Origin of the sequence: Halomonas flagellata (assembly GCF_022487945.1) — a bacterium.
Lineage (GTDB): Bacteria > Pseudomonadota > Gammaproteobacteria > Pseudomonadales > Halomonadaceae > Halomonas > Halomonas flagellata.
In genome coordinates this window covers 1-23,048 of sequence record NZ_JAKVPY010000037.1, presented here as the reverse complement: position 1 = coordinate 23,048, position 23,048 = coordinate 1, and the positions used below count along the sequence as shown (strand labels likewise).

The 23,048-nt window shown below is 66.3% G+C and carries 23 protein-coding genes; 10 read left to right on the top strand and 13 right to left on the bottom strand.

The genetic code is table 11. The features are described 5' to 3' along the window. The coding region (locus MKP05_RS19875) for a transketolase-like TK C-terminal-containing protein (protein WP_276316695.1) at window positions 1-281 on the top strand (281 nt) is incomplete at its 5' end. Window positions 282-353: 72 nt separating this feature from the next. Here MKP05_RS19875 and MKP05_RS19870 read toward each other — a convergent pair. The 3 genes from MKP05_RS19870 to MKP05_RS19860 all read right to left on the bottom strand — a co-directional run bounded on the left by MKP05_RS19870 (window position 354) and on the right by MKP05_RS19860 (window position 2,416). Next, window positions 354-1,406 carry a class I fructose-bisphosphate aldolase gene (locus MKP05_RS19870; protein ID WP_240569914.1) on the bottom strand — a complete coding sequence of 351 codons (1,053 nt, stop codon included), beginning with the start codon at window positions 1,404-1,406 and terminating at the stop codon, window positions 354-356. A gap of 130 nt (window positions 1,407-1,536) precedes the next feature. Then, entirely contained in the window at window positions 1,537-1,926 is a 390-nt protein-coding gene (locus MKP05_RS19865; RefSeq protein ID WP_240569913.1) for an Hsp20/alpha crystallin family protein, read from the bottom strand. Window positions 1,927-1,954: 28 nt separating this feature from the next. Further along, a complete protein-coding gene (locus tag MKP05_RS19860; RefSeq protein ID WP_110284070.1) occupies window positions 1,955-2,416 on the bottom strand; it encodes an Hsp20/alpha crystallin family protein in 462 nt (153 codons plus the stop codon). A gap of 241 nt (window positions 2,417-2,657) precedes the next feature. On the opposite strand from MKP05_RS19860, the gene MKP05_RS19855 reads away from it, so the two are divergent. The 4 genes from MKP05_RS19855 to MKP05_RS19840 all read left to right on the top strand — a co-directional run bounded on the left by MKP05_RS19855 (window position 2,658) and on the right by MKP05_RS19840 (window position 7,156). Beyond that, window positions 2,658-3,695 (top strand): type I glyceraldehyde-3-phosphate dehydrogenase, encoded by a 1,038-nt coding sequence (locus MKP05_RS19855; protein ID WP_240569912.1) that lies wholly within the window; start codon window positions 2,658-2,660, stop codon window positions 3,693-3,695. A 37-nt stretch (window positions 3,696-3,732) separates the two neighbouring features. Beyond that, window positions 3,733-4,899 carry a phosphoglycerate kinase gene (locus MKP05_RS19850; protein WP_240569911.1) on the top strand — a complete coding sequence of 389 codons (1,167 nt, stop codon included), beginning with the start codon at window positions 3,733-3,735 and terminating at the stop codon, window positions 4,897-4,899. Between the two features lie 84 nt (window positions 4,900-4,983). Beyond that, on the top strand, window positions 4,984-6,048 hold the full coding sequence (gene fba / locus MKP05_RS19845; RefSeq protein ID WP_110284073.1) for a class II fructose-bisphosphate aldolase: 1,065 nt from the start codon (window positions 4,984-4,986) through the stop codon (window positions 6,046-6,048). A gap of 121 nt (window positions 6,049-6,169) precedes the next feature. After that, complete coding sequence (locus tag MKP05_RS19840; RefSeq protein ID WP_240569910.1) at window positions 6,170-7,156, top strand: 2-hydroxyacid dehydrogenase; 987 nt, start codon at window positions 6,170-6,172, stop codon at window positions 7,154-7,156. Between the two features lie 114 nt (window positions 7,157-7,270). Here MKP05_RS19840 and MKP05_RS19835 read toward each other — a convergent pair whose 3' ends face one another. After that, window positions 7,271-7,540, bottom strand: coding sequence for a hypothetical protein (locus MKP05_RS19835; RefSeq protein WP_240569909.1), 270 nt, complete (start codon window positions 7,538-7,540; stop codon window positions 7,271-7,273). Between the two features lie 383 nt (window positions 7,541-7,923). Here MKP05_RS19835 and MKP05_RS19830 point away from each other — a divergent pair, with 383 nt between their 5' ends. From MKP05_RS19830 to MKP05_RS19820, 3 genes are read left to right on the top strand one after another with little or no spacing between them, the layout of a single operon-like run. Then, complete coding sequence (locus MKP05_RS19830) at window positions 7,924-8,952, top strand: LacI family DNA-binding transcriptional regulator (protein WP_110284076.1); 1,029 nt, start codon at window positions 7,924-7,926, stop codon at window positions 8,950-8,952. Window positions 8,953-9,012: 60 nt separating this feature from the next. Further along, entirely contained in the window at window positions 9,013-10,002 is a 990-nt protein-coding gene (locus MKP05_RS19825) for a sugar kinase (RefSeq protein WP_240569908.1), read from the top strand. Between the two features lie 11 nt (window positions 10,003-10,013). Next, complete coding sequence (locus MKP05_RS19820; RefSeq protein ID WP_240569907.1) at window positions 10,014-10,739, top strand: HAD-IA family hydrolase; 726 nt, start codon at window positions 10,014-10,016, stop codon at window positions 10,737-10,739. Here the strand turns inward: MKP05_RS19820 and MKP05_RS19815 are convergent. The 9 genes from MKP05_RS19815 to MKP05_RS19775 all read right to left on the bottom strand — a co-directional run bounded on the left by MKP05_RS19815 (window position 10,687) and on the right by MKP05_RS19775 (window position 21,110). Continuing rightward, a complete protein-coding gene (locus MKP05_RS19815) occupies window positions 10,687-11,577 on the bottom strand; it encodes an SMP-30/gluconolactonase/LRE family protein (protein WP_240569906.1) in 891 nt (296 codons plus the stop codon). The genes MKP05_RS19820 and MKP05_RS19815 overlap by 53 nt on opposite strands. A 17-nt stretch (window positions 11,578-11,594) precedes the next feature. After that, window positions 11,595-13,394 carry an IlvD/Edd family dehydratase gene (locus MKP05_RS19810; protein ID WP_240569916.1) on the bottom strand — a complete coding sequence of 600 codons (1,800 nt, stop codon included), beginning with the start codon at window positions 13,392-13,394 and terminating at the stop codon, window positions 11,595-11,597. Between the two features lie 98 nt (window positions 13,395-13,492). Then, on the bottom strand, window positions 13,493-14,377 hold the full coding sequence (locus MKP05_RS19805) for an aldose 1-epimerase (RefSeq protein WP_240569905.1): 885 nt from the start codon (window positions 14,375-14,377) through the stop codon (window positions 13,493-13,495). A gap of 19 nt (window positions 14,378-14,396) precedes the next feature. Further along, complete coding sequence (locus tag MKP05_RS19800) at window positions 14,397-15,443, bottom strand: ABC transporter ATP-binding protein (protein WP_110284082.1); 1,047 nt, start codon at window positions 15,441-15,443, stop codon at window positions 14,397-14,399. Between the two features lie 56 nt (window positions 15,444-15,499). After that, window positions 15,500-17,107, bottom strand: coding sequence for a glycoside hydrolase family 43 protein (locus MKP05_RS19795; protein ID WP_240569904.1), 1,608 nt, complete (start codon window positions 17,105-17,107; stop codon window positions 15,500-15,502). Between the two features lie 12 nt (window positions 17,108-17,119). After that, window positions 17,120-17,947 carry a carbohydrate ABC transporter permease gene (locus tag MKP05_RS19790; RefSeq protein ID WP_110284084.1) on the bottom strand — a complete coding sequence of 276 codons (828 nt, stop codon included), beginning with the start codon at window positions 17,945-17,947 and terminating at the stop codon, window positions 17,120-17,122. After that, complete coding sequence (locus MKP05_RS19785) at window positions 17,944-18,876, bottom strand: carbohydrate ABC transporter permease (protein WP_240569915.1); 933 nt, start codon at window positions 18,874-18,876, stop codon at window positions 17,944-17,946. The genes MKP05_RS19790 and MKP05_RS19785 overlap by 4 nt, the downstream gene beginning before the upstream one ends. Before the next feature lie 87 nt (window positions 18,877-18,963). Beyond that, window positions 18,964-20,253 carry an ABC transporter substrate-binding protein gene (locus MKP05_RS19780; RefSeq protein WP_240569902.1) on the bottom strand — a complete coding sequence of 430 codons (1,290 nt, stop codon included), beginning with the start codon at window positions 20,251-20,253 and terminating at the stop codon, window positions 18,964-18,966. Window positions 20,254-20,339: 86 nt separating this feature from the next. Continuing rightward, window positions 20,340-21,110 (bottom strand): SDR family NAD(P)-dependent oxidoreductase, encoded by a 771-nt coding sequence (locus tag MKP05_RS19775; RefSeq protein WP_240569901.1) that lies wholly within the window; start codon window positions 21,108-21,110, stop codon window positions 20,340-20,342. Window positions 21,111-21,367: 257 nt separating this feature from the next. On the opposite strand from MKP05_RS19775, the gene MKP05_RS19770 reads away from it, so the two are divergent. Together MKP05_RS19770 and MKP05_RS19765 are read left to right on the top strand one after the other, a co-directional pair. Further along, window positions 21,368-22,570, top strand: coding sequence for an ROK family protein (locus MKP05_RS19770; RefSeq protein WP_240569900.1), 1,203 nt, complete (start codon window positions 21,368-21,370; stop codon window positions 22,568-22,570). A gap of 103 nt (window positions 22,571-22,673) precedes the next feature. Next, window positions 22,674-23,048, top strand: a 375-nt coding sequence (locus tag MKP05_RS19765; RefSeq protein WP_240569899.1) for an aldehyde dehydrogenase family protein, incomplete at its 3' end; no start/stop codon positions are given.

Below are 23,048 nucleotides of genomic sequence, written 5' to 3'. Positions count from 1 at the left end.
AGGCCGGCCGCGCGGTGCGGGTGGTCTCGATGCCCTCGACCGACCGCTTCGACGCCCAGGACGCCGAGTACCGCGAGCGCGTGCTGCCGAGGGCGGTGAGCGCACGGCTCGCCATCGAGGCCGGCCACGTCGACGCCTGGTACAAGTACGTGGGCCTCGACGGCCGGGTGGTCGGCATGACCAGCTACGGCGAGTCGGGCAAGGCCGGCGACCTGTTCAAGCACTTCGGCTTCACCGTCGACAACGTCGTTGCCCAGGCCAACGAGCTGCTCGACGCCTGAGCGCTGGCAGCGAGTCACGAGAAAGGGCACGGCCGATCGGCCGTGCCCTTTTTCGTTTCCCGTCACCCTGGCTCAGGCGATGGTCACGTCCTTCGACAGGTAGACGTCCTGGATGGCGTTGAGCAGCTCGACGCCCTCGGCCATCGGCTTCTGGAACGCCTTGCGCCCGGAGATCAGCCCCATGCCGCCGGCACGCTTGTTGATCACCGCGGTGCGTACCGCCTGGGTCAGGTCGCCGGCGCCAGTGGAGGCACCACCGGAGTTGATCAGCCCGGCACGCCCCATGAAGCAGTTGGCCACCTGATAGCGGGCCAGGTCGATGGGATGGTCCGAGGTCAGCTCGCTGTAGACCTTGTCGTGGGTGTGGCCGAAGCCGATGGCACGGTAGCCGCCGTTGTTCTCGGGCAGCTTCTGCTTGACGATATCGGCCTTGATGGTGGCGGCCATGTGGATCGCCTGGCCGGTGAGATCCGAGGCCACGTGGTAGTCGGTGCCATCCTTCTTGAAGGCCGGGTTGCGCAGGTAGGACCACAGCACCGTGACCATGCCCAGTTCGTGGGCCCGCTCGAAGGCCTCGCTGACTTCCATGATCTGGCGGCGACTCTCCGACGAACCGTAGTAGATGGTCGCCCCCACCGCCATGCAGCCCATCTCGAAGGCCTGCTCGACCTGGGCGAACAGCGTCTGGTCGTAGACCGCCGGGTAGGTCAGGGTCTCGTTGTGGTTGAGCTTGAGCAGCATCGGGATCCGGTGAGCGTAGCGCCGCGCCACCGAGGCGAGCCCGCCCAGCGTCGAGGCCACCGCGTTGCAGCCGCCCTCGATGGCCAGCTCGACGATGTTGGCCGGGTCGAAATAGATCGGGTTGGGGGCGAAGGAGGCCCCGGCCGAGTGCTCGATGCCCTGGTCCACCGGCAGGATGCTGAGGTAGCCGGTGCCGGCCAGCCGGCCATGGTCGAACAGCGCCTGCATGTTGCGCAGCACATGGGGCCGGCGGTCGCTGAGGGCCATCACCCGATCGATGAAGTCCGCCCCGGGCAAGTGCAGCCGCTCACCGGGAAAGCCGGTACAGACGTGGCCCAGCAGGTCGTCGGCCTCGTCACCCAGCAGCTTGGCGATATCGGTCATGTCGTTCCTCTCCTTGGGTTATCAAAGACGCTATTCCCAGCGTAGTGTAGGACCCTACCGAGCGGACACCCCCCCTTGCAAACGCGAGCGCCCACCCGCATGGAGTGGGCGCTCGACGGCTAGCGCTCGCTCAGGCCGCCTGGACCTCGATGCGCCGAGTCCGGTGGCTATCCTTCTTCGGCAGCACCAGATGCAGGACGCCATCCTCGACGCGCGCTTCGATGGCCTCACCGTCGATCTCGTGGCTCAGCGTGAAGCGGCGCGCGAAGCGCTGCGCCCGCACCTCGGCATAGGTCGCGGAGATGCCTTCGGGCATGTCGACCTGGATCTCTCCCTCGAGGCTCAACACATTGTTGTCCACCTCGATGCTCAGCGACTCCCGTTTCACCCCCGGCAGATCGGCCAACAGGTGCAGGGCATTGTCCTCCTCGTAGATGTCCACCGGCGGCAGCATGGCGGGTTCGCGCCGCTCGCGGGTGTCAAGGTCCCGAGCTTCCTCACGTTTGGCGATATCACTCATGGCAGATCACCTCCTTATCTCTCTCGCGTCATGCCGCCTTGATCTCGATGCGCCGCGGCTTGAGTTCCTCGCGCTTGGGCAAGTGAATCTCGAAGATCCCGTCATGGAAGCGCGCCTCGGAGAGGTCGGCATCCAGACCCTCGGGCAGGGCGATGGAGCGGGCAAACTCGCCGTCGAATCGCTCGCGACGGAAGTAGGGACGCCGACTGTCGCCTTCCGGCTCGGGCGGCAGCGCCTCGCGTTTGCCCCGCAGGGTCAGCACGTTGTCCTGGATGCTGATCTCGAGGTCGCTGGGTGAGAGACCCGCGGCAAACACATAGACACGAACCGCGTCGTCGGTGCGACCGACATTGATCATCGGATAACTGCCCCGCGGTACGGCACGGATATCCGCGACGCCACCTTCCGGGAAGAACTCGTCCATCAGTTGCCGGAACCAGTCCAGCCCCTGGAACGGGCCGGTATCGAAACGCCTGAGATCGTCGAACATATCAACCACCTCCTGCTGAAGACGGGTTGTCGGAAGGGGCCAGGTCGGGGCTGACAAGGCCCCCGTAATCTGCAAAATAGGAGCGCTCGATGGCGTTTCAAGTGCCCCGCAAGCAAAATTTTTCGCCCCCTTCACGGTGGCCGAAACCGCCTTTCGCGACTCGACCGGTGGGCCTGCCGGCCGCAAATGCGCTAGAATCGCGGGTTCGTGTTTCACGGCCCGGGGAGACTCCACCACCACCATGGCCCATCGCATCGCCATCAACGGTTACGGCCGCATCGGCCAGTGCGTGCTGCGCGCCCTCTTCGAACGCGCCGAACCGGCGCGTGAGCCGGAACTGGAGATCGTCGCGATCAACGAGCTCTCCGACCTGGCCACCATCGCCTACCTGACCCGCTACGACACCACTCACGGCCGCTTCCCCGGCCGGGTGGAGGTCGAGGGCGACCATCTGGTGGTCAATGGTCGGGCGATTCGGCTGCTCTCCGAGTCCGATCCCGCCCGACTGCCCTGGGCCGAGCTCGGCATCGACCTGGTGCTCGAGTGCTCCGGCAGCTTCAAGGACCGCGCCACCGCCGAACGGCACCTGGCGGCCGGCGCCGGGCGGCTGCTGTTCTCCCAGCCGGCGGAGAGCGACGTCGACGCCACCATCGTCAGCGGCATCAACGACCAGGTGCTCGAGGCACACCACCGCATCATCTCGGCGGCCTCCTGCACCACCAACTGCCTGGTGCCGGTGCTCACCGTGCTCGACGAGGCGCTCGGCATCGAGCACGGCGTGACCACCACCGTGCACTCGGCGATGAACGACCAGCCGGTGATCGACGCCTACCACCAGACCGACCTGCGCCTGACCCGCTCGGCGATGCACTCCATCGTGCCGGTGGACACCGGCCTGGCCCGCGGCATCAATCGCCTGATGCCGCACCTGGCCGGGCGCCTCGAGTGCCTGCACATGCGCGTGCCGACCATCAATGTCTCGGCCATGGACCTGTCGATCTGCGTGCAACGCGACACCAGCGCCGCCGAGGTCAATGCCCTGCTGCGCGCCGAGAGCCACGCGCGGCTGGCCGGGCTGCTCGGCTACACCGAGGAGCCCATGGCCTCCATCGACTTCAACCACGATCCACGCTCCGGTATCGTGGACGCCACCCAGACCCGGGTGGCGGGAAGCCGCCTGATCAAGCTGCTGTGCTGGTTCGACAACGAGTGGGGCTTCGCCAATCGCATGCTCGACGTGAGCCGGCGCCTGGCCGCCATGCCCCCGCCCACCCCATGACCCCGCTTCGGTTTCTCCAGATGAGGAAGACGCCCCGATGAACGTGCGCAAGATGACTGACCTCGACCTCAACGGCCAGCGCGTGCTGATCCGCGAGGACCTGAACGTACCCGTCAAGCACGGCAAGGTGACCAGCGATGCCCGCCTGCGGGCCTGCCTGCCGACCATCCAGGCCGCCCGGGACGCCGGCGCCAGGGTGATGCTGATGAGCCACCTGGGTCGCCCCACCGAAGGCGAGCCGGCCGAGGAGTTCTCGCTGGCCCCGGTGGCCGCGCACCTCGGCGAGCTGCTCGGCCGCCCGGTCACCCTGGTCAGGGACTACCTGGGCGCCGCCCTGGACCTGGCCGACGGCGAGGTGGTGCTGCTCGAGAACGTGCGCTTCAACGCCGGCGAGAAGAAGGATGACGAGACCCTGGCGAAGCAGTATGCCGCGCTGTGCGACGTCTTCGTGATGGACGCCTTCGGTACCGCCCATCGCGCCCAGGCCTCCACCCATGGCGTCGCGCGCTTCGCCCCCACCGCCTGCGCCGGCCCCCTGCTGGCCGCCGAGCTCGACGCCCTGGAGAAGGCGCTCGCCGCCCCCCGGCGCCCCATGGCGGCCATCGTCGGCGGCTCCAAGGTCTCCACCAAGCTCGAGGTGCTCAATGCGCTCTCCGAGAAGTGCGACCAGCTGATCGTCGGCGGCGGCATCGCCAACACCTTCATCGCCGCGGCCGGGCACAAGGTCGGCAAGTCGCTGCACGAGGCCGACCTGATCGAGAAGGCCAGGGAACTGATGGGCCGGGTCGAGATCCCGCTGCCCAGCGACGTGGTGGTGGCCACCGAGTTCTCCGAATCGGCCGAGGCCGTGGTCAAGCCGGTCGACCAGGTCGCCGACGACGAGATGATCCTCGACATCGGCCCCGAGACCGCCGCCCGCCTGGCCGCCCTGCTCAAGGACGCCGGCACCATCCTGTGGAACGGCCCGGTGGGCGTGTTCGAGATCGACCAGTTCGGCCGTGGCACCGAGGTGATCTCGAAGGCCATCGCCGAGAGCCCGGCCTTCTCCATCGCCGGCGGCGGCGACACCCTGGCGGCCATCGACAAGTACGGCATCGGCGACCGGATCTCCTACATCTCCACCGGCGGCGGCGCCTTCCTCGAATACGTGGAAGGCAAGACCCTGCCCGCGGTGAAGGCCCTGGAAGACGCCGCCTCGCGCTGAGACCGCCTCCTCCCTCGATACCCCCTGTCGGCGTGGCCCCTCGGCCACGCCGGCATCGATCGGATTTCACAGACAGGACACTTCATGGCACTGATCAGCATGCGCCAGATGCTGGACCACGCCGCCGAGCGCGGCTACGGCATCCCGGCCTTCAACGTCAACAACCTCGAGCAGATGCGCGCCATCATGGAAGCCGCCGACGCGACCGACTCGCCGGTCATCGTCCAGGCCTCCGCCGGCGCCCGCAAGTACGCCGGGGCCCCCTTCCTGCGTCACCTGATCCTGGCCGCCGTGGAGGAGTTCCCGCACATCCCGGTGGTCATGCACCAGGACCACGGCACCAGCCCCGCGGTGTGCCAGCGCTCGATCCAGCTCGGCTTCTCGTCGGTGATGATGGACGGCTCGCTGGGCGAGGACGGCAAGACGCCCATGGACTACGACTACAACGTCGACGTCACCCGCCGTACCGTCGAGATGGCCCACGCCTGCGGCGTCTCGGTGGAGGGTGAGCTGGGCTGCCTGGGCAGCCTGGAGACCGGCATGGCCGGCGAGGAAGACGGCATCGGCGCCGAGGGCAAGCTGGACATGGAGCAGCTGCTCACCGACCCGGAAGAGGCCGCCGACTTCGTCAAGGCGACCGGCGTGGACGCCCTGGCCATCGCCATCGGCACCAGCCACGGCGCCTACAAGTTCACCCGGCCGCCCACCGGCGACACCCTCTCCATCCGGCGCATCAAGGAGATCCACGAGCGCATCCCCGACACCCACCTGGTGATGCACGGCTCCTCCTCGGTGCCCCAGGAGTGGCTGGCGATCATCAACGAGTTCGGCGGCGAGATCCCCGAGACCTACGGCGTGCCGGTCGAGGAGATCGTCGAGGGCATCCGCCACGGCGTGCGCAAGGTCAACATCGACACCGACCTGCGCCTGGCCTCCACCGGCGCGGTGCGCCGCTTCCTGGCCCAGCACCCCGCCGAGTTCGACCCGCGCAAGTACCTCAAGGAGACCGTGGCCGCCATGCGTGACGTCTGCATCGCGCGCTACGAGGCCTTCGGCACCGCGGGCAATGCCTCCAGGATCAAGCCGATCAGCCTGGAAGCCATGTTCGAGCGCTACGCCAGCGGCGAGCTGGATCCCAAGGTGAAGTGATCTCCTCGCATCCCTTCGCGCATCTCTGTGCGACAGGCAAGTTCGGGCGGCCCTGGTGGCCGCCCTTTTCGTGGCAGGCTGCTAGGCTAGGAAACTGCCCACCCTCGATCAGGAGCCCCAGATGACCAAGCGCATCGTCGCCTATCGGCGGATCAAGCCCCACCACCTCGAGGCCCTGCGCCGCGACTTCCACGTGGATCATTTCCCCGAGCTCGATTCCGCCGACGACCCGGCCTTTCGTGAGGCGATGGCCAGGGCCCACGGCCTGATCGGGGCGGGGCTCGGGGTCACCCCCGAACTGCTCGACGCCGCGCCGCGCCTGGAAGCCATCGCCACCATCTCGGTGGGCTACGACAACTTCCCGGTGGAGGAGCTGACCCGTCGCGGCATCCTGCTCTGCAATACGCCCGACGTGCTCACCGAGACCACCGCCGATACCGGCTTCCTGCTGATCATGGCCGCGGCCCGCCGGGCGGTGGAGCTGGCCGAGCTGGTCAAGCGCGGCGACTGGCTGCACGGCATCGGCCCCGAGCACTTCGGCAGCGACGTGCACGGCAAGACCCTGGGCATGATCGGCTTCGGTCGCATCGGGGCGGCCATCGCCCGCCGCGGCGCACTGGGCTTCGGCATGAAGATCCTCTACTCCAACGCCTCGCCCAAGCCGGCGCTGGAGGCCGAGCTCGGTGCCGAACGTCGCGAACTGGACGCCCTGCTCGCCGAAGCGGATTTCGTCTGCGTGACGGTGCCGCTGACCGCCGAGACCGTACACCTGATCGGCGCCCACGAGTTCGCCCGGATGAAGCCCTCGGCGATCTTCGTCAATATCGCCCGCGGCAAGGTGGTCGACGAGTCGGCCCTGATCGCCGCCCTGGAGAAGGGCCAGATCCTGGCCGCCGGCCTCGACGTCTTCGAGCAGGAACCCTTGTCGCCGGAATCGCCGCTGCCGCACATGACCAACGTGGTGGCCCTGCCGCACATCGGCTCGGCGACCCACGAGACCCGCGACGCCATGGCACAGCGCGCCGTCGACAACCTCACCCTGGCGCTGAAGGGCGAGCGGCCCATCAGCCTGGTCAACGAGGCGGCCTGGACGCGGCGCCGGCGCTGAGGCGGGCACGAAAAAAGCCGCCCCCGGCAGGGGCCGGAGGCGGTCGAGGCGGATGACGCCGGGAACGTCAACCGATGGGAGAACCCGCCGCCCGTCCGTGGGCAGCGTCAGGGCTTACCAACCCTGCTCTTCGTCATCCCCTTCTTCTTCCCACTCTTCCTCTTCCTCGTACTCGAACTCCTCCTCCTCGTTCTCGTACTCAGTGGTGCTATCGACGCCAGCACCCGCTTCGGCATTACCGCCAGCATCCGGCGCAGGCTCTTCCTGGGGAACGCCTTCCTGCTCCTCTTCCTCGTGGAAGTCGGCGAAGGCCAGCGGGCTGGCGATCAGGCCGAAAGAAACACCGAAGATACCGAGTTTCTTGAGGAATTCCTTGGACATCATGTTCGCACCTCCAATGGAGTCTGAGCTTGAGTTTCCTTGTGAAGCCTGGGGCTTCGCTCGTCATGCCGGTGAGGGTCCGCTTGCCACTTGGCGTGTCGAGGTCTCGGCCGGCATGTCTTGCTCGTCCTGACGACTGCAGGGAGCGGACCAGTTCTGCGCCAACAACAGATAAAAGACCTTAAAATCAAATTGTTATAACAAAATGCCGAATCCGGAACGGCACCCGAGTTCCCCTCGCGAGGTGGTGATATCTGACACATGGGCCCCGCGGACACAGCCACAGAGGATGGGGCGGCGATCGCCCGGCCTCACTCCCGCACCTTGCCGATCCTGCCCGGTCGAATTAGAATGGGAACGTTCCCATAGGAGATCGTCGAGTCATCATGACCACCACGCCGCCGCTACGACGTGCCACCATCCTCGAGGTCGCCAGGTCAGCCGGCGCCTCCAAGACCAGTGTGTCGCGCTACTTCAGTGGTGAACGTGAACGCCTCTCGCGGGAACTGCAGGCACGCATCGCCGAGGCCGCCCGCTGCCTGGGCTACCGCCCCAACCAGATGGCCCGTGGCCTCAAGGGCGGCCACTCGCGATTGATCGGCATGCTGGTGGCGGACATCCGCAACCCCTTCTCGGTGGCGGTGATGCATGGCGTGGAGCAGGCCTGCCGCGAGCAGGGCTATTCCCTGCTGGTCTGCAATACCGACAACGACCCGGCCCAGGAGCGCGCCCGCCTGGCATTGCTGGCCTCCTATCGAGTCGAGGGGCTGGTGATCAACGTCGCCGGTCGACCCAGCCGCGAACTCCACACCCTGGCCGACCAGGGCATTCCCCTGGTGCTGCTCGACCGGGAGCTGGATCTGGTCGAGGCCGACGTGGTCGGCCTCGACAATGCCGGAGCCATCGACATGGCCCTCGACCACCTGGCTGGCCAGGGCTACGGCGAGTTGCTCTATGTCAGCGAGCCGCCGGAGCAGATCAGCTCGCGCCAGCGGCGTCTCGAGCGCTTCCGGCAGGGGCTGGGCGAACGAGGCCTGACGGGCGAGGCGCTCTGCCTGGCACTGGAAGGCCAGGAGGGCGCCCTGACCGACGGGATCACCACCTTCCTCGCCAGGCCGGGCCGCCCACCCAGGGCCCTGCTGTGCGCCAACGGCAATGTCACCCTCGCCGTCACCCGCACGCTCCAGAGGCTCGGTATCCGCCTCGGCGAGACCGGGCTGCTCGGCATCGACGAACTCGACTGGTGCGAGCTGGTCCCGCCGGGCATCACCACCCTGGCCCAACCCACGGCGATGATCGGCCAGGCCGCGGTCGACCGCCTGCTGCAACGCCTGGAAGCTTCCGGTCACCGAGCCCCACCGCGACGCCTCCACTATCAGCCGACATTGATCTCGCGAGGCTCCACGCGCCGCTGATTCACTGGAGCTTCACGACGACCCGCGACACAAGGTCCCGACACCCGAGAGAACACGACCATGACGCACGCAAGCGCAGCCAGTCCGGAAATCCTCGCCTTCGGTGAGGCCATGACCATGTTCGTTGCCGACACACCCGGCCCACTGGCCGAGGTGGAGCACTTCCATCGCCGGATCGCCGGCGCCGATACCAACGTGGCCATCGGCCTGGCGCGACTGGGCTTCCCGGTCGGCTGGCTGAGTCGGGTCGGTGCCGACAGCTTCGGCGACTTCATTCGCCACACCCTCGAGGCCGAGGGACTCGACTGCCGGCATCTGACATCCGACCCCGCACACCCCACCGGCCTGCTGTTCAAGGCACGCGCCGAGGGCGGCGCCGACCCCCGGGTCGAATACTTCCGTCGCGGCAGTGCCGCCAGCCGGTTGTCGCCGGACGATGCCCTCAGCGTCGACTTCGGCGCCCTGCGCCACCTGCATGCCACCGGCATCCCCCCGGCGGTCTCCACGAGCTGTCGCGAACTCTCCTGGCACATGCTGGACAATGCCCGCGCCGCCGGCGCCAGCATCTCCTTCGACCCCAACCTGCGCCCCAGCCTGTGGGCAAGCGAAGCCGAGATGCGCGAGACACTGAACGCCATGGCAGCCAGAGCTGACTGGGTGTTGCCGGGGCTGGCAGAGGGCCGGTGCCTGACCGGGCTCGAGACGCCCCACGATATCGCCGGCTACTATCTCGACCGGGGTGCCAGGGCGGTGATCATCAAGCTCGGTCCCGAGGGGAGCTACTACCGTGGTACCCTCGCGGGCCGGGAAGAGAGCTTCACTCAGGCCGGTTTTCCGGTGGCCGAGGTGGTGGATACCGTCGGCGCCGGTGACGGCTTCGCGGTGGGCGTGGTGAGCGCCCTGCTCGATGGCCTCTCGCCCCGGGGGGCCGTGCGCCGCGGCAACCTGATCGGCGCCCGGGCGGTTCAGGTGGTCGGCGACATGGAAGGCCTCCCCGACCGAGCCCGCCTGGGGGCACTCGAAGCCTCCCTGCCGCCCCTCACCCCCTGAAAGGAGCCCTCATGACCCCACCGCTCTGCCTGCTCTTCGACTCCGACGGTACCCTGGTCGACAGCGAGATCCTGCTCGCCCAGGTCATGGCGGAGGTGCTGCCGCGCTTCGGCCTGCCCTTCACCGCCCACCAGTACATGGAGGAGTTTCGCGGCGTCCGCTTCCTCACCATCGTGCTCACCCTGGAGCAGCGCCACGCCACGCTCGACGAACAACGCCGCCAGCAGATGGAGAGCGAGATGCGCGCGCTGATGGAGGCCCGCATGCGCGCCGAGCTGCTGCCCATCGACGGCATGCCGAAGGCCCTGGGGGCCCTGGCCGCCCACCCCAAGGCGGTGGTCTCCAACGGCCCGGAAGGCAAGATCCGCTGCGCCATGGAGAGTACCGGCCTCGCCCCGCATTTCGGCGACCGGCTGTTCAGCGCCTACACCCTGGGCGTGTGGAAGCCCGATCCGGGCCTCTACCGCCAGGCCGCCGAGGCCATGGGCCATCCCCCCGAACGCTGTGTGGTGATCGACGACGCCGCGGTGGGCGTGGCCGCCGGCCTCGAGGCCGGCATGCGGGTGATCCACCTCAACCGCTTCCCCGACGAGGAAGTCACTCCACCGGGTGCCATCGGCATCCGACATGCCAGCGAGCTGCCAGGGGTGGTGGCCCGGCTGGCTGCCGCCATCCCCCCCTCTCCTAGCCGCGACCGACGGGCTCCTCCAGCCCGGCCACCGGGGCCGGCATCCTGAGCAGGCCGCCGGCGGCCGGCCAGCGGGCTTTCCCTTCAGCATCCAGGTGCTGGGTGGCGGTGGTGATATAGAGGGTCTGCAGGTCGGCCCCGCCGAAGGCCACCATGGTGGGGTGTGGGCAAGGCAGTTCGACGCCGGCCACCAGTTCCCCGTCGGGCGAAAAGCGCACCAGTTGCCCCCCACCGTAGAGCACGCTCCAGTAGTGCCCCTCGCTGTCCACCGCGGCACCATCGGGCACCCCCGGCAACCCCAGCGCCTCCAGATCAACCCAGGTCTCCGCCACGCCGGTGCCACCGCTCGCCACGTCGAAGGGATAGCGCAGGATACGCCGCGTCAGCGAGTCGGTATGGTAGAGCCAATGCCCGTCGGGGCTGAAGGCCAGGCCGTTGGAGATGCCGATGCCCGACCGGCGTGGTACCAGTTGGCCCTGGTCGAGGCAGTAGAGTGCCGCCGTGGGGCTCTGCTCGTCGGCGGCGATGGTGCCCACCCAGAGCCGGCCGTGCGCATCGCAGCGGCCGTCGTTGAAGCGATTGCCACCCTCCTCCCGCCACTCCGGGTTGTCCGCCAGACGCTCGGGCCGGCCATCGAACGGCAGGCGCAGCCTGACGATCCCCGAGGCCGTCGCGGCCAGCAGCCCCGCCTCGCACAGGGCAAGGCAACCGACCTTTTCGTCCAGCTCGATACGGGTGGGAGCTTCATCGTGGTCTGGCCGCCAGGCGTAGATCACCCCACGATTGATATCCACCCAATAGAGCGTCTGCCGCGCCACCGACCACAGCGGGCTCTCGCCCAGGCTCATGCCCAACGCGAGCGCCACCTCGATACGTGCTTCCGTCATCGCATCACACCCCTGCCTCAGTGGTTGTCCCGCGGCGGGCTGAGCCTTGCCACGTCCCGGTACTTGGGCGCCGGTTCCAGCGTCATGCCGCGATCCAGCGGTTCCACCAGCGTGCGCTGGATCTCCTGCCAGGGTGTCTGGTGATCCGGGTAGCGGTAGCCGCCGTTCGCCTCCAGCCTCTGGCGGCGGGCCTCGAGCTCGGCGTCATCGATCAGCAGCTGCACCTCGCCCTTGCCCAGGTCGACTCGCAAGCGATCGCCGGTCTCGAGCAGCGCCAGGCCTCCGCCGCTGGCCGCTTCGGGCGAGGCGTTGAGGATCGACGGCGAACCCGAGGTGCCCGACTGCCGGCCGTCACCCAGGCACGGGAGCGATTCGATGCCGCGTCGGATCAGCGCCTCCGGCGGCTGCATGTTGACCACCTCGGCACCGCCGGGATGGCCCACCGGCCCCGCCCCGCGCATCACCAGGATGGTGCGCTCGTCGATGCCCAGGGCGGGGTCGTCGATGCGCGCATGGTAGTCCTCGGAACCGTCGAACACCGCCACGCGACCCTCGAAGGCGTCCGGGTCGTCGGGGTCGCTGAGGAAGCGCTCGCGGAAGTCCTTCGAAATCACGCTGGTCTTCATCAGCGCCGAGTCGAAGAGGTTGCCCCCGAGGTTGAGGAAGCCGGCGTGCGCGACCAGGGGATTGCCATAGCGGCGGATCACGTCGTCGTCGCGGGTCTCCCGTCCGCGGACATTGTCGGCCAGCGAATGGCCGTTGACGGTCATGACATCCCCGTGCAGATGGCCGGCACCCAGGAGTTCACTGATGACCGCCGGCACTCCGCCGGCGCGATGAAACTCCTCGCCGAGATAGGCCCCCGCCGGCATGACGTTGGCCAGCAGCGGGATGGCGTGGCCCAGGCGCTGCCAGTCGTCGTTGTCGAGTTCGAGGCCGGCGTGGCGGGCGATGGCGTTGACGTGGATCGGCGCATTGGAGGAGCCGCCCAGCGCCGAGCAGGTGACGATGGCGTTCTCGAACGCCTCGCGGGTGAGGATGTCGCTGGGGCGCAAGTCCTCCCAGACCATCTCGACGATCCGCTCGCCGGTCCGGTAGGCGACCATGGCGCGCTCCTTGTAGGGCGCGGGGATCATCGCCGAGCCCGGCAGGCTCATGCCCAGCGCCTCGGCCATGGCGTTCATGGTCGAGGCGGTGCCCATGGTGTTGCAGTGGCCCACCGAGGGCGCCGAATCGGTAGCCCGGGCGAGGAACTCGGCATAGTCGATGTCACCGGCGGCGAGCCGCTTGCGCAGCTCCCAGATGATGGTCCCCGAGCCGACCCTCTCGCTGCCCCGCCAGCCGTTGAGCATTGGCCCGCCGGAGAGCACGATGGCCGGGATATTGACCGTGGCCGCCGCCATCAACGCCGCCGGGGTGGTCTTGTCACAGCCGGTGGTCAGCACCACGCCATCGAGTGGGTAACCGTGCAGCACCTCCACCAGGCCCAGGTAGGCCAGGTTGCGATCCAGCGCCGCCGTGGGGCGGCGGGCATTCTCGTGGATCGGATGCATGGGGAACTCGAAGGGCACCCCGCCGGCGGCGCGGATGCCGTCCTTGACCCGCTTGACGAGTTCGATGTGATGGCGATTGCACGGCGTGAGGTCGGAACCCGATTGGCAGATGCCGATGATCGGCCGGCCGCTCGTGAGCTCCTCCAGGGTGATGCCGTAGTTCAGGTAGCGCTCGATGCACAGCGCCGTGGTCCCCGGGTGCTCGGGGTTGTCGAACCAGTCGCGCGAGCGCAGCTGGTCGGATGTGATCTTGGCGTTACTCATCATGTCGATACTCGTCTCATGGATAAAGGAAGCATTTCAGAGGGGAGGGTCAAGTGTCCCCCCAGGCTCCTGCATCACCGCTCGCCAGGCCTCGATCCTCAAGTCACGATAGACGAAGCCCGGAAACGGTAGCGCCGACGCAGGGACTGGCCAGGCGCCAGCTCGACCAGGCCATGCTCGCTGGCACCCAGATGATGGGCATCGACCGCGTGACTGACCGGTTCGAAGCAGAAGAAGTCGGCCTCGGCCCCCGGGGAGTAGATCAGGTAGCGTGTCTCGGCGGGCTCGGTCTCGATGTCCAGCGCCACGCCACGCTCGGGCCAGCGCACCAGGGCACGCCCGTTCCAGCCGGTGAAGAGGTTGTCGATCCTGCCCTCGGGCAGGGTCGAGGGGACGGAGAAGTTCCACGCCTCCCCCGTCCCGAGCCGGCGCCATTCGGTGGGCAGTTGGGCGGCATCCACCTCCCAGACCCCCTCGGCCCGGGCGGCGAGTCGTGTCTGCCCACTGCGCGGAAACCAGGGGTGTAGCCCCAGGCCGTAGGGCGCCGGCGCCTCGCCCAGGTGCGTGGCCGAGAGCTCGACCGCCAGGCTCTCTGCCTCGAGGCGGTAGACCAGTTCGGCGCGATAGTCGAAGGGGGGCTGCTCGCGCGAGCGCAGCACCAGGCGCAGCTCATGCCTCTCCTGGCCCTCGACCCGCCAGGGTCGCTGCCAGCCGTCGCCATGGATCGGCAACGGCTCGCCGGCGAGGTTGGGCGCCAGCGGATAGTGCCGGCCACGCCACTCGAAGCCTCCCGCCGAGATGCGGTTCGACCAGGGCACCAGCGGGTACATGGCGAGCCGGTTGGGGTCCTGCTCGTCGACGGTGCCGGGACGCATCAGCGCCACCGGGCCATCTTCGGTCAGGGCATCGAAGCGCACCACTGCCCCGCCAATGGCCGGATTGACCAACAGGCGCAACTTGCCGTTGTCGAGAGCAACCATCATGGCGTCCTCCGTGAGATGGTCAGCCGAGGCTGGTGGCATCAGTGCGCCGACGCACGACGTCATCCGACAGGCGCTTTCCGTCGTCGCCGAAGGCGTGCAGCAGCTCATGACGCGGCGTCATATACAGGGTGTCACCATGGCGCAAATCGGAATCGCCGGGCAGACGCACAATCATCGAGCCGGTCGCCTCACTGTCGACATAGGCGAAAGCATCGGCGCCGAGCATCTCGATGACCCGTACATAGCCCTGCCATTCGCCGCTATCGCGACTAACGTCAAGATGTTCCGGACGAATCCCGATCGTGTTAGCGCCGTAGGTTTCGGCGATCCGGCCCTCGATCAGATTCATCTTCGGCGAGCCGATGAAACCCGCCACGAACAGTGTCTCGGGGCGCTGATAGAGCGCCATGGGCGAGCCGACCTGCTCGATCTGTCCAGCGTTCATGACCACAATGCGATCGGCCAGGGTCATGGCCTCGACCTGATCGTGAGTGACATAGATCATGGTGGCGTCGAGACGATAGTGAAGCTCGGCGAGTTCCACGCGCATGCGGTTGCGCAACGACGCATCGAGGTTGGAGAGCGGTTCGTCAAACAGGAAGACCCCGGGGTTGCGCACGATGGCGCGACCGATCGCCACGCGCTGGCGCTGGCCACCGGATAACTCGGCCGGCTTGCGCTCGAGCAGCTCCTCGAGATGCAGCAGCTTTGCCGCTTCTTCGACCTTGGCCTGGCGCTCCTTGACGGGCACCTTGGCCAGGCGCATGCCAAAGTCGATGTTGCGAGCGACCGTCATGTGCGGATAGAGCGCATAGGACTGGAAAACCATGGCGATGTCACGGTCACTGGGCTCCGCCGTGGTCACGTCGCGCTCGCCGATGGCGATCGAGCCACGGGTCACCGTTTCGAGACCGGCGATCATGCGCAGCAGGGTCGACTTGCCGCACCCGGAGGGCCCCACGAGTACCGTGAAGGAGCCATCCTCGATCTGCAGGTTGAGATTGGGAATCACCGTGGCATTGCCGCGGAAGGTCTTTTCGATATCGACCAGTGTCACTTCAGACATGGTGTGCACTCTTTATCAAGCATAGGTTATGGTTCTCAGGCGTGATTGGCAGGCGCTCAACGGAGCTCGCGGCGATAGCGGAACCTGGCGAAGTCGGCCGGCGTACCGCGACCACTGATGTCGTGGGCCGCCATGCCCAGGAAATTGCCGGTGAAGTAGCCATGTGCGCGGCCACTGCCCTCGTCCGAGAGCAGCCCGGCATCGAGCACCGGACCGATCGGCTGCCACTCACCGTCGCCCTGGGCGTAGCGAAACTGCAGCTCTCGCTCGCGAATATCGACGCCGAGCTGCACGGGCGTTCCGGGCTCGAGAACCGCCCCCTGGGTGTCGGCGATATCCAGACGCCCGCTGGGCCACTCGTCGTGGCAGCTCATCACGCTGAGCACCTTGTCGCCGCCATCACCACGGGTTACCGCCAGGTAGTGGAACTTGAAGCGGTTGTAGTAGGCAATCAGGCCAGCGAACTGCTGCAGGTCGTCCGGCTCGAATTCAAGCACGGTCTCGGCACTGCAGTACCAGTTGTCCTGACGCCGCGCCACCAGCGCCTGCTCGAACCAGGAGCCCACCGATTCGCGACCATAAAGGCGCAGGAAACCAGGGCGCTCACTCAGGGAGAAGAGCCGCTCGGGCTCGGGGGTGCGCAGCCACTGGAAGTTCGCCGGTAGCGTCTCGGATGCGAACTCGTGGGTCTCCTCGGTGTCCGGGGCACGTTGATCCGTGCCGGGCATCGACACCTCCAGCGTCGGGGTCTTGCCGCCGTCGGCCAGTCGCAACCAGCCGTCGTTGTCCCAGACGGCTCGCTGAATCGCCGTTTCGCGCCCCAACGGCGATAACCGCGTACCCGGCAGCGGACGGCCGCACAAGTGCACCAGATAGGTCTCGCCCTCGGGTGTCTCGACCAGGTCGGCGTGGCCGGCACGCTGTAGCGGGTTGTCCGGGTCCTGGCGCGTGGTCAGCACCGGATTGTCGGGATGTACCGCATAGGGGCCGGTAAGATGGCGCGAGCGAGCCATGGTCACGGCGTGGCCGTAACCCGTACCGCCCTCGGCCACCAGCAGGTGGTACCAGCCATCGCGGCGATAGAGGTGCGGTCCCTCGGTGAGCTTCATTTCGGTGCCGGCGAAGATGTTTTGGATCGGCCCCACCAGGCGCCTCCGCTCGGTGTCGTACTCCTGGAGCAGGATACCGCCGAAGCGGTCGCCGCCCTCGCGCTGGCGATAGTCCCACTGCAGGTTGACCAGCCACTTGCGACCGTCGTCATCGTGGAACAGCGAGGGATCGAAGCCGCTGGAGTTGAGGTAGACCGGATCGCTCCAGGGCCCCTCGATGGTGGGCGCGGTGACCAGGTAATTGTGGCCATCCTTGAAGTTGCCCTCGTAGCGCTTCATGTCGGTGTAGATCAGCCAGAACTGGCCGTCGGCATAGGACAGGCAGGGCGCCCAGATCCCGCAGGAGTCGGGGTTGCCGCGCATATCGAGCTGAGCGGCCCGCGTCAGCGGCCGAGTGACCAGGCGCCAGTTGGCCAGGTCTCGGGAGTGATGGATCTGTACCCCCGGGTACCACTCGAAGGTGGAGGTGGCAATGTAGTAGTCCTCGTCCACCCGACAGATCGAAGGATCTGGATTGAAGCCGGGCAGGATCGGATTGCGAATCACGTCTTTCATTTGCGGTATCCCTTATCCCTTGACGGAGCCGCCGGTGAGGCCGGCCACGATGTATTTCTGGGCAGCGAGGAAGAAGATCACGGCCGGTGTGATGGTCAGGGTCACGAAGGCCAGGATCATGTTCCACTGGGTCAGGTATTCGCCCTGGAACTGCATCATGCCGAGCGGCCAGGTGTAGATGTCACGGTCGTTGAGCACCACCAGCGGCAGCAGGAAATTGTTCCAGCTCTGCACGAAGACGAACACGCCCACGGTAGCCAGGATCGGCGTCGACAGCGGCAGGGTGAACGACCAGAAGAAGCGCAGATAGCTGCAGCCATCAAGGTAGGCGGCCTCGAACAGCTCCTTGGGAAGCTGATCGAAGAATGCCTTGAACAACAGGATCGCCAGCGACAGACCGAAGGCCGTCTGCGGCAAGATCACCGACCAGTAAGTGTCCAGCAGCCCCAGGTCGCGCACCTTGATGAACAGCGGCAGGATCGCTGCGGCAAAGGGAAACATCAGCCCCAGCAAGAGGTACGAGAGGATCATCTTCGAGCCGAAGAAGCGGATTTGTGAGAACACATAGGCTGCGGCCGCACCCACCACCAGAGTCAGGAATACCGTCATCGAGGAGATGAAGAAGGAGTTGCCCAGGTAACGCCAGAAGCTGCCGTCGAGAAAGATCGCGATGTAGTTTTCCGCGTTCCAGCTATTCGGTAGCCAAAGTGGGTTGGTACGTAACTCAGCATTACTCTTGAAACCGCCGAAGAACGATGCGAGCAAGGGGGCAATGACCAGGCTGGCGACCAAGATCAACAGGATCACGCGTAACGTATTGCGGGTTGTTACATTCTTCATGCTCGGCCCCCCCTCGTTGTAGCGCGCTGGTAGAAGAAGGCAACACCGATGGCGAGTACGAACAGCACCACGGCGGCGGCGCTACCGAAGCCGATGTTCAGTCGTGACAGGCCGAAGGTATAGAGGTAGGTGACGATGGTATGGGTCGAGTTCGATGGCCCCCCATTGGTCAATGGGATGATGATGTCGAAGATCTGCAACGAACCGATGATGGCGAAGAAGCCACTCACCACCAGGGCATGCTTGATCAATGGGATCTGCACGAACCGGGCCACCTGGCGCGGCTTGGCCCCCTCGAGCTTGGCCGCCTCGATGAGATCCTTGGGTACGCTCTGGAGCGCCGCAATGTAGATCATCATATGGAAGCCGAAGTACTTCCATACGATCACCGTCATGATTGCCGGAAAGGCCCACTGGTGATCGGCCAATACATAGATTGACTCCTGCCCAAGCGACTGGAATATAGAAGCGGTAATGCCGTAATCGCCGTCGAAGACAAAGCTCCAGATCAGGCCAGCGGCCACTTCCGCCAGGATATAGGGCAGGAAGAACACCAGCCGGAACAGGGTATTGGTCGGCGTCTTGCGATACACCAGCAATGCCAGCCCCAAGGCAAGCGGCATCTGGATGATTAGGGAAACCAGAATCAGCTTGGTGGTATTCCACAGCGCCGTATGGAACACCGAGTGATCAAACAGGCGCGTGTAGTTCTGAGTGCCGACGAAGTCCGTGGGCGAGCCATAGCCGTTCCACGAGAAGCCGCTGTAGTAGGCCGCATCGACCAACGGCAGGATGACAAACAGCGAGAACAGGATCAGGGCCGGTGGCAACAAGATGAGAACAGCGGATAGCTTGCCGCTGACCAGGTTCTTCTTGATGCGATCGGCGGTACCCCGTTTGTGCACGGTGGGGCGAGTCATAGTCGTCATGATGAGCATCCATCCCGAGACGGGGAGTTGGTGCGTGCCGGCGGCATGCCGCCGGCGTAACAGCAAGGCCGTGCTGGCCGGCCAGGTTTACCGGAACTGCCAGGCCTCATCGACGCGTTCCGCCGCTTCCTCGGGGGTGATTACCCCCTGGGCCAGGTCGCCGCTGATATCGTTGACGGTGGCGCCGACCGAGGTGCCCAGGGCCTGATCGAGGAACACCTGATGGAAGGTCGATTCGCGGAGGATCTCGGCCACCTTGCGGGCATAGGGAGTGGCAAGCTCCTCCTCCGAGCCATGTGCCACCGGCACGAAGATCCCGCGGCTCGCGGCTTCGCGCTGGTTCTCCTCGTTGAGCAGGAAGCGCAGGAAGTCGACCGCCTCGTCGGGGGCCCCCTGGGTGACGGCGTAACCGTTCATGCCACCGAAGCTATGATCATTGCCGGGGGCGCCCTCCACGCTGGGGAAGGGAAGGAACTCCAGGTTCTCATCCGGTACCCCCTCGCCGCTCATGGAGCGCTCCTTCGAGGGGAGATAGTCCCAGTCCCCCATCAAGTGAAAGGCCGCCTCGCCATCACCGAACATGGCGCTGGCTCGTTCATAGGTGGTCGACATGAACCCCGACTGGAAGGGCTCGAGATCGACGAACGCCTGAAGCAGCTCACCGGCTCGGACGAAGGGCTCGCCAGCGAAACCGCCGTCCACTCCGGTCTTGGCGGCCTCGATGCCGTCACCGCCGGCCAAGCGAGTGGCGAGATTGCCCCAGTAGAAGTGCATCGGCCAACCATCTTTGCCGCCCACGACCGCCGGGGTGATACCCTGCTCGCGCAGCGCCACCACGGCCTCTTCGAGGTCCTCCCAAGTCTCGATGGCATCGACATCGACACCGGCCTGCTCGGTCAGGGCGGTGTTTGTCCAGAAACCCACCACGGTGGCGTAGAGCGGTGCCCCATAGACCTTGCCATCGAGGGTGAAGGCGCTCACCGCCGACTCCGGATAGAGGTCCTGCCAACCGGCCTGCATCTCCTCGGTGATGTCGCGCACGAAACCGGCCTCCACCTTGTCGCGCAGCCCCTCGCCGCCCCAGCTATAGAAGATGTCGGGGCGCTGGTCGGACTGAAGCAGGGTCGGCAGCCGTGTCTTGTAGGCCTCGTTGGAGATATATTCGAGCTCGATGTTGACGTCCGGATTCTGCGCCTCGTACTCGGCGGCGATCTCGCTGTAGTACTCCTTCTCGACATCACTGATCTCGACCCGCAGCACCCGCAGGGTGGTATCCGCCAGGGCCACGCAAGGCCCCAGGAACGAAGCGACGGCGATCGCCACCGCCAGCCGGCGCCGGTAGGGATTGGTGGCGTTGTACTGATAGGAAGCGTGCATTACGGACTCCTTGTTGTGTTGTAAGAGCATGGCGCACCTCTAATTTCTGATTACTGAAGAGAAGGCTGGTAACAGATACGACTGGATCAGCCCCAGCCGCCATCAACGGCGAGTTCCTGCCCAGTGATGGCGGCACTCTCGGCACTGGCCAGGAAGAGCACCGCCGGGGCGATATGTTGGGGTTCCAGGCGCAGCTTCAGGCACTGGTGAGCCTGAATGGAGGCCTCCTCCTCGGGACCGATCCATTTCTCGAGCTGCCTTTCGGTCATGATCGAGCCGGGCACCAGGGTGTTGACGCGGATATTGTGGGTGCCGAGATCGCGAGCCAGGCTGCGCGTCAGCCCGTGGACCGCTGCCTTGGCAGTGACGTAGGTGGAGAGATCACCGATAGCCATCTGCACGCTGATCGAGCCGAAGTTGATGATGGACCCGCCACCGGCCTCGATCATCTGGTGCGCGGCGGCCTGGGCGGCGAAGAACATGGGGCGCAGGTTGAGCGACATCCGCTCGTCCCAGTAGGCGACATCGACGTCCTGCCAGGAGTGGCGGTCGTCGTTGGCGGCGTTGTTGACCAGGGTGTGGATCGGTCCCAGGCTCTCGCCGATCTCGGCGATCACCGCTTGCAGCGCCTCCACGTCACGAATGTCGCAGCGGTGAAACTGCGGTGCCGTGCCGGTCGCGGCCTTCAACTCATCGACCAGCGCCTGGCTGGCGGCGTCATCGATATCGACGAAGACCACCTTGGCTCCCTGGCGATGGAAGGCGCGGGTCAGTCCCGCGCCAATGCCGCTACCGCCACCGGTGATGAAGACCACCCGCTGTTCCAGGCTGGGGTAACGTGTCACATCATTGCTCATCTTGGCTCCCACTTGGTTTTATCTATTTACTAAGTGTAGAATGATGGGCGCTCCCCCATCCTTCAATGCGACGTTGGTATAAGTGCGGAAAGTCTCAATGCGTTGAGGTAGGCTTAGGGACCGGATCAGGCCGCCGACGGCACCTTCGACGAGGTGATCCGCAGCGTACGATTCGTTTAATGTCAGTACCAAGATCCGGCGCGTGATGCTCGCCGAGCCATCGACACCGGGCAGAACGGATAGGGTTCGTTTCTTTTATGTCAACCAGCTTCCAGCAGCACAAGGCGGGCGACCTGCACTTCCTCAAGCGCCTCAACCGTAGCGCCATCCTCGAGCTGGTCCGCCGCACCCCCGGCCTGACCCGGGCCGACATCGCCACCCAGGCCCAACTGACCAAGGCCACCGTCGGCGCCGTCGTGCAGTCCCTGCTGAACCAGCACTGGCTACGCGAGGGCGAACTGCAGAAGAGCAGTGGCGGCCGGCCGGGGCGGGCGCTGCATCTCAATGACCGTCACTACGTCATGCTCGGCGCCGAGGTCGGCGTGCACGGCCTGCGCCTGGTGGCCTGCTCGCTCTCCGGCGAGGTTCTCGCCTCGCACCATGAGCACCTGGTCCCGACCACTCCCGAGGTCACCGCCGGGCTGCTCGCCGAGCGGCTGCACTCACTGCACTCCGCACCTTCGGTTAGCGACCGTCACTGCCTGGGTGTAGGCGTCGCCCTGCCCGGCCCCATCGACCCCCGCGAACCCGTGCTGCGCCTGGCCCCCAACCTGGGCTGGCGCGACATCCGCTTCCTCGAACTGCTGCGCCCCCATTTCCCGAAGCTGGAGGGCATCTGGCTAATGGACAACGAGGCCAAGTCGGCCGCCTTCGGGGAGTTCTATTTCCGTACCGGCCAGGTGCCCGATTCACTGGTCTATGTCAGCGCCGGCACCGGTATCGGCAGCGGCCTGGTCGAGGGCAATCACCTGCCGCTGCTTTCCCGGGGCCTCCAGGGCCTGGCCGGCGAGATCGGCCACACCATCCTGCAGCCCGGAGGCCTCTACTGCCACTGCGGCAATCGCGGCTGTGCGGAGACCCTGGTCAGCGGCTGGTCGATCCGGGCGGCCCTGGGCATCGCCGAGGACGAGGAACTCGTCGAATCCCTGCTGCCCAGGCTGCAGGAGGAGAACGTCCAACTCACCCTGCGCCGCGCCGGCGAGGCGCTGGGTACCCTGCTGCTCAATCTGCACCACACCCAGAACCCCTCCGAGCTCGTTCTCGGCGGCTCGCTGGTCCAACTGGGTGGCCCACTCCTCGACCCCGCCCTGGCCTACTTCAAGGCCAACCAGAACCGCCTCCTCGGCACGACACAGCAGGTCCCGCTCCGCGTGATCGAGGATTCCACCTTCATCGCCGCCCGCGGCGCCGCCGCCCAGGTGCTGGCCAGCGTCATCCATGGTCCCAGCGACCTCATCTGAGGCATCGACCAAAGTCGAAGCCGGAAAGTAAGTAAATAGCTTGAACTTACATGCTCGACCACCCAGGATAGTAAAAAGTGCAAACCAACATGGGAGGCTCCCTATGCAACCGGCAGGAACGTTACTGCTCGGCCAGCAGGCCGTCACCGGTACCCGTGGCGAGATCCGCGCCATCGATCCATCCAGCGGCGAGGCCCTTGAGCCCATCTACCGTGGCGGTGGTGAATCCGAGGTGGCACGAGCCTGTGAACTCGCCGAGACCGCCTACGCCACGTATCGCGAGAGTTCGCTGGCGGACCGCGCGGCCTTCCTCGAGGCCATCGCCGCCGAGATCGAGGCCATCGGCGATGCCCTGATCACCCGTGCCATGGCCGAGACCGGCCTGCCCCGGGCACGCCTGGAGGGCGAGCGCGGCCGCACCTGCGGCCAGCTGCGCCTGTTTGCCTCCGTGGTGCGCGCCGGCGAGTGGCTCGACGTG